This is a genomic window from Candidatus Neomarinimicrobiota bacterium (assembly GCA_041862535.1).
Taxonomy (GTDB): domain Bacteria; phylum Fidelibacterota; class Marinisomatia; order SCGC-AAA003-L08; family TS1B11.
In genome coordinates this window covers 1-6,940 of sequence record JBGVTM010000329.1, presented here as the reverse complement: position 1 = coordinate 6,940, position 6,940 = coordinate 1, and the positions used below count along the sequence as shown (strand labels likewise).

General features: G+C 51.5%; 6 protein-coding genes. 4 read left to right on the top strand and 2 right to left on the bottom strand.

Going from position 1 to position 6,940, the window contains the following annotated elements:
• Both ACETWG_11785 and ACETWG_11780 read right to left on the bottom strand, forming a co-directional pair.
• On the bottom strand, positions 1–226 hold a 226-nt coding region (locus ACETWG_11785), incomplete at its 3' end, for an anthranilate synthase component I (GenBank protein MFB0517266.1).
• Between the two features lie 521 nt (positions 227–747).
• On the bottom strand, positions 748–1,038 hold the full coding sequence (locus ACETWG_11780) for a chorismate mutase (GenBank protein ID MFB0517265.1): 291 nt from the start codon (positions 1,036–1,038) through the stop codon (positions 748–750).
• A 267-nt stretch (positions 1,039–1,305) separates the two neighbouring features.
• Between ACETWG_11780 and ACETWG_11775 the strand changes: the two genes are divergently transcribed.
• From ACETWG_11775 to tig, 4 genes are all read left to right on the top strand, one after another.
• Positions 1,306–3,564, top strand: coding sequence for a DUF5916 domain-containing protein (locus tag ACETWG_11775; protein ID MFB0517264.1), 2,259 nt, complete (start codon positions 1,306–1,308; stop codon positions 3,562–3,564).
• 278 nt (positions 3,565–3,842) lie between these two features.
• Complete coding sequence (locus tag ACETWG_11770) at positions 3,843–4,658, top strand: class I SAM-dependent methyltransferase (protein MFB0517263.1); 816 nt, start codon at positions 3,843–3,845, stop codon at positions 4,656–4,658.
• Positions 4,659–4,960: 302 nt separating this feature from the next.
• Positions 4,961–5,482 carry an SRPBCC family protein gene (locus ACETWG_11765; GenBank protein MFB0517262.1) on the top strand — a complete coding sequence of 174 codons (522 nt, stop codon included), beginning with the start codon at positions 4,961–4,963 and terminating at the stop codon, positions 5,480–5,482.
• A gap of 107 nt (positions 5,483–5,589) precedes the next feature.
• Positions 5,590–6,870 carry a trigger factor gene (gene tig, locus ACETWG_11760; protein MFB0517261.1) on the top strand — a complete coding sequence of 427 codons (1,281 nt, stop codon included), beginning with the start codon at positions 5,590–5,592 and terminating at the stop codon, positions 6,868–6,870.
• Positions 6,871–6,940: the final 70 nt, after the last annotated feature.

The window sequence follows — 6,940 nt, the reverse complement described above, 5'->3', positions numbered from 1 at the left end:
AGGTGAACGGCACATTAGTTTCATGGTCCTCCCCTCCCTGCTGAATGCGGGTGGTCCCTGCAGTATGCGAGATAATGGTACGGGGATCGACGCATATATAAGAATAGCGGGCAAACCGCAGGCCCCCCTCGACGGATTCCAGGAGTAGAACGGGGCTATAATGCTTGGCCAAGCGCATATAGGCGGAAACGGGAGTGATCAGATCGGCCAGGACTTTGCGATACACGGGCACCGCCGAATGATTTTGGGCTAGAGTTCGAAACTGCTGGAAGTTCATTTTTTTCGACCTATCTACCCTGCATGCAGGTTAAAAAAAACCCTGTCCGCTATGAACAGGGTTGACGTGCGCAGTGGCTGTGGTTTGTCGGTTACGGGCGCAACATCAACCCATTCTCATGAACCACTGGTAATAAGAAACTTGTCGGTCGACAGCAACCATATCAGCCTGCTTCAGCAATAAAAGTGCCGATCAGTCGTCTATCAATACTGACCCGCCGGTCTTCGCTCGAACGTCGATCAATGCCTGACCGTCTTTCAAAAGCGACCGGAACAACCCTCAGTCGACGATTCGAACCGGAACGCCGCCCTTCCGTCTCACGCCTGTCACTACAGGAACGCTTATTCATCTGATCTGATCCCTTTTCTTGCATGTTACGGCAATAAAATGTAATCCAATTTTAAAATGTGGTGTAGTAAGTGGCAAGAACTTTGCCGATAAAAATTGATTTTAAGACAATTCCTAGGATATTATTTCCTCTCAGGCCTAGTCTGTAAATCCCGGGAGATCCGCAGGATCACCGATGCCAGCTCCTCCACATGCCACGGCTCGAGCACACCGGAGGCAAATTCTTTCAGCTTGGCTTTGAGCAGAGCCTCGCGGACGGGATCGCTGACAGAGGCTCCCTGGGCGCGTTTTAAAGTGCCTATGTCCCTGGCAATTGCCATGCGTTGGGCGATGAGAGCGAACAGCCGCCGGTCAAGTTCGTCAATCTCTCGACGCAATTCTGCTAATGATTTTCGATTAACCTCAGGCTTCATATCGTACCTGCCCTGCCAGCGATTTGTTGGTACATTTTTTTATTATGAATCTAATTTTAGTCCTCAAAGATTACTAGTCTGGATAGCCGGTGCAAAGAGTGAAAATGACGGGTGTAGCTAACTACCAATGGTAGTGACGGGCCGTGCCCAGATGCTAAACGAAGTAGATTCACAGTGGAGTCTTGGGCAACCTTAGTCAGTCTTTGATTGTCTAATCGATTGTAGCGGCAAATCTATATATTTTAAAGTTATAAAAGGAGCAATGCGATGTTTCGCGGAATTGGATTCTTGGGACTGACCATCGCTTTATTAGGCTTGGCTTCCGCCCAGGTGGAGATTGTTCCTGTTCGGATTAACACGCCGCCGATTCTTGACGGTTGTCTTGATGATGAAGTATGGCAGCAGGCAATTGAGTATAATGGATTTGAGACCTTCCAGCCCGATTTCAACAAACCGCCCAGTGAGCGCACCATTGTTGAAGTTGCCTATGATGACCAATATATTTATTTCGCCGTTGAGGCCCTGGACTCGGAGCCGGATAAGATCAAGGCGGCCGTGACCAAGTGGGACAACCTGTACCAGGATGATTGGGTAGGAGTAGGTATAGATGCTCTGAATGACCAGCAGAGTGCCTATGCCTTTGTAGCTAACGCCTATGGCTCGCAGGGTGATCTAATGTTGGATCCCCAGGGGAACGGCGATCCGGCCGAAGATTTCATCTGGGATGCCGCCGGTGCCCTCAATGATAGTGGCTTTTGTGTGGAGATGAGGATTCCGCTTCAGAGTATCCGTTATAGCACCGGTCGAGAAGTGGAGATGGGGATATTCTTTATCCGTCAGCTGAGCCGGTACTCGGAGATGATTATCTTTCCTCCCGTTTATCCGGATAAAGGTTCGCTTTTGACACAGTCGGGGAAGGTAGTGTTCCAAGATCTGCGATATCATCGGACCTACGAAGTCCTGCCTTCTTTTACGCAGACAGCCAATAAAGCAGCTGAGGCAGGTGCGCTAAAGATAGTGGATGAGGAGTCCGGTTCTGATGTAGGACTCACCGCTAAGGTGGGCCTGACTCCGACCCTTACTATGGACCTAACGGTGAACCCGGATTTCAGCCAGATCGAATCCGACGCCAGCCAGGTTGATGTAAATCTGCGTTATGATATTGATTACCCGGAAAAACGTCCCTTCTTTCTGGAGGGCATTAAGAATTTCGATGTAGCCGGAACCGGTCAAACCAGTGGTATCTCTCGGGTGGTACGAACGCGCACTATTGCTGATCCTAGCCTGGGTTTGAAACTATCCGGCAAGCTGGGACAGCGCAATGCTATCGCTGCTCTATTTGCTCGAGATGAAGCCCCGTATTTCCCAGATGAGATTCCCTTTAATACGGAAAGGGCGGATACCGCTGATGTTGCTATTATACGCTATAAACGGTTGCTGAAGGATGAAAGCTATGTTGGGTGCATTTATGCTCTGCGGCAGTATTTGGAGGCAGGCAAAGGGTACATCAACGGTAACAATCGGGTAGTGGGTTTGGATGGTTTATGGCGTTTGTCAGGTACTATGGCCATTGAAGGCAATGCATTCTATGGGCTGACAAAGGACCCTGACAGCAGTAATGCCCGCTCCGCCCACAATTTTGACCTGTCATGGCAATATGGTGATCGCAAGTGGTTTTTTGAGGCCGGCGTTCACGACATTTCCGAGAATTTCCAGCTGCACACTGGTTATATCCCGCGGGATGGCACCACCACCTTTAACCTATCCGGCAAGCGGACATTTTACTTCGAGTCCCACCTTCTTCAGAAAGTCAATGTCGGGTATTGGGGTTACACCCAGCGGGATAGGTACTACGACATGAATGACGGGTGCCACAATGTCTACCTGCAATTTGGAATGCCACGCACCACGCTGTTGGAGCTGGAATATGCACAGGGTACCGAAGTATACGAGGGAGTGCTGTTTGACCGGGGACGGAGGGAAGTGGAGCTGAGCAGCCAGATTTTTAGGTCACTTTATTTCCTGCTGGAGGTAGGCACGCAAGAAAGTCCTTGGTATGAAGAAAGCGATAATCCATTCCAGGGGGATATTGCCTTCCAGGTCGCCTTTCTCAATTTCCAGCCTACTGAGAGCTTCAGCTCGGAATTCGTGACCGTGCGGCAGGTTTTCACCAGCAGGAAGGATAATCTGGAGCTGTATGATTATCAAATCTACCGCAATAAGACCACCTACCAGCTGAATAAATACTTGTTTATCAGGGGTATTCTCGACTATACATACGTTAAGTATCGGGACTATCACATCAAGTTTCCCGAAGCGGGGGAGGTCCCTGATGAAAAGGGTTTGACAGCCGAATTTCTCGCTGGTTTCACCTATATCCCCGGGACGGTTATTTACCTTGGTTATGGGTCGCGACTTGAAAATCTGGCCTACGACGAAGTAGAAATGGATTATTTGCCCTCCAGTCAAATTACTGAGATGAAGCGGGGATTGTTCTTCAAGGCCTCTTATAACTGGCGGATATAAGCGACAGCTATGCAAGGGTGTGCTCTCCAAACTGAGGGCGAATAGACAATAAATAAGCGCGGGGGTGCAGTAACCTTGCACCTTTTTTATCTTCTATATAACTTTAATAAATAGACTTGGATGGCAGGGCATGAGGACTGCAATGATTAATGGCATTGTTTACCCCTGCCTGAGTCCAATGAATATTTTCTGCTTTGCGATTAATTAGCGTCACCGGAGAAGCCGGTTGTCATACGGCTATTCTACGGTTGATGTCCAAAGAAAATGGAAGGGGCTCCATGTCTGACAGGACTTTCAGTTTTGAGGCATTTTCGCGGCATCCTTTTTATGAGGAAGTCATCCAGCGGCTGGTAGATCTGGCCGATCTTAAGCCCGGCCAGCGGGTTCTGGATTTGGGAGCTGGTACCGGAGCGGTCACCAGGCTACTTGTCGAGAAGGTGGCTGGTCGGGCCGGTTCGGAAGTGATTGCGGTGGAGCCCTCTGCATCGGCATTAGAAATCGCCCGTCAAAGCCTGGAGAATGTGAGCGGGGCCGTGGTCCGTTTTGTGCAATCTAAAGCGGAACAGTTGTCTGAGATCGTGCGTGTACCGCTGGATGCTGTCTTTTTCTGCAATGCTATCCACTTGGTGAAGGAAAAGGCGAAGATCATAGAAGCGGTGTGGGCAGCTCTTCGTCGGGGAGGCATTTTTTCGTTCAACACCACCTTTTTCGAAGGCGGTGAGCCGCCCGAATCCCAGCAATTTTATAGGCGCTGGATGCTCAAAGCGTTTCGTCTCCTTAAGAGCCGATATAATCTGAGTCCCACCAAGGAGAAAGTTGAGGCCCGGTATCGCCTGACGGAATCGGAGTATGATAGGCTCGTTACCGATCACGGCTTTGCGGTGAGGACGAAAGAGTTGGTGAGGGTAGAGATGCCTCTTGAAAGTTTTGAAGACATCAGCGGTTATGAGTTGTGGATCAAGGGTGTCCTTCCCGGCATACCTTTGGCCATCGGTGCTGAGATCCTCAAGGAAGCAGTTGATGAAGCCTTTGCAGAATTGGGACTCACTTCATCCCCCCGCAACTGGTTACTTATGGTGGCCAGCAAGGCCTAGCGCGTCGGGGCATATCTTATGCGCGATTTCATAGGAATAGAAACTTAGCGGGAATACGATTCCTGGCTGGGCGGGCTGTTTTCATATATGCACTGAGCCAGACACTCGTAGTCTGGCTCAGATGGTATATAGCCGTGCGTGCAGGTGTTGTCCAAGGGCAAGGGGGTAGGTGCGTGTGGTTGGTGGCCTTAAATTAGCCGCCGGTTGGCTGCGGCAATTGATCTGCAGAAGGAGGTCAGAACTTTTATTGGAATCTCTGGGATAAAGGTACCCTGGACGGGTAGCGCCTAGAAGCCTGAAATATGTTCAGGCTAGAGTATACTATTCGCATTGAAGAAAGCCCGCAAGTAGTGTGGGCGTTCCTGGCCAACCTGTCTGTGAGCCTGACGTGCCACCGGCGTCGTCACAGGTTCCACTGGATTGGTACCCCCAAGCCTGGTCTGGACAGCCGCTATTCATTGGAGCTGTGCCTACCAGGAGTCACTTTGAGACGGGAAGGCAGGGTTACGCGGTGGGAACCGCCACGCAGCCTGGTGGTAGCGCAGTGGGGTCTGCGGCGGCATCAGCGTGGATTTACCCACCAGCAAAGACTGAGTGTACAACCGGTTGAGGGGCGGCCCAAGACCGCCGTTCTACAATCCGTTGTGGTGGGAAGCCTGGGACCCAGGCTTGTGGAACTAGCCTTCAAGGAAATTATTCGCCGCAGCATGCTTGACCATTTGGACGCCCTCAAGCTAGCCATTGAATCCAGCGATAAAAGTGGTCGACCCCAACGGGACACCGCTGGACAGCTGGCGGAGGTGTCCATCGTAGGTACCGGCTAATGGGGGTCGACCTGGAGTCCCTCGGGAAATCAGGCTGAATCTGAGGCGGCAACGGTGTAAATTGTTGCTGCAAGTTATAGGGACAATAGAACGAAATAGATCGTCCTGTGCAGCACGAACTGACTGTAGTTAACAGCTTCACTCGCCGCCTGCAGGTGGAGGTGCCCTGGGAGGAGCTCGAGAGTAAGTATGCGGTCTTTCTCCAGAAGTTCAGCAAGAAAGTCAGGCTACCAGGATTCAGGAAAGGAAAGGTACCTCCTAAGCTGGTGCGCCAGCAGTTTGGTGCGGCAGCCGAAGTCGAATTTGCGGAGAACATCGTTCAGGAATACTACCTTTCGGCCCTCGAGAATGCCGGCCTTGATCCCATCAACCAGGCTACCATCCGCGGGGTGCAATTCCGGGAAGGAATCCCGCTGCGTTTCGAGGCCACCTTTGAGGTGGAGCCGGAGGTTAGTTTACCACCTTATAAAAAGGGCTTGAAATTTGAGCAGGTCATTTACGATCACGATGAGGGAGATGTAGATCGTGCTATTGATGAGCTGCGACAGCGGCAGGCCCAGTTACGGACGGTGGAGAGCGGGATTGACAGCAACCATTTCATACTGGCGGATTTACAGGAAGTGGACGAAAGTGGCATGCCCCTCATCGGCCGGAAGGTGGAGAACCAGTACATCCACCTGCATCCCGATAACCCCTTTGGAAGGAATAACCTGGAAAAACTGCGGGGAGCGCGGGTGGGTGATACCCGCCGGGTGATTCTGACCAGCGACACCGGAATACCGACCCATTTCGAGCTGACGGTGCGCGGAGTGACGGAAAAAATTCTGCCGGATGTTGATGATGCTTTCGCCCGCCAGGTGGATCCGAATGCCGACAGCCTTGAGCAGCTGCGGGTGAATTTAGGGGCGAAGGTCCAGACCGCCTTTGAACGGGATAGCCGCCAGCGTCTGACTCACGAGCTAGCTGACCACTTCGTGCGGAACGCCCGGCTGGAAGTACCCACCTCCCTGTTTGAGAACTACGTTGACACCCTGGTTGCCGATCTCGAGCGGGAGGTCCAAGCCCGGGAGGAGATCGACCGGGAAGTGGTGCGGGAGAAGCATCGGGCCTCCATTATATGGAACCTCAAGTGGTACCTTTTGCGTAAGCAGCTGATTAAAGAAGAAGAAATAACCGTAGATGACAAAACGGTGGAAGAGCGCATTCAGGCGCTGATTGCTGCCGATGAGACCCAGGCCAACCAGATCCGGAATCACTACCGCCGTCCGGAAAACCGGCGCAATTTGAGACAGGACATGATCTCAGATGCTGTGTTTGAACGCCTGAAGAGTTATGCCAAAATCAAGATGATCCACAAACCTTCACGCGAACTGCGGAAAGAGAGCTAGTTTGCTATGTTTAAGAAAGATAATATGCTCGTTCCCATCGTTATTGAGCAAAGTTCCCGGGGTGAGCGGG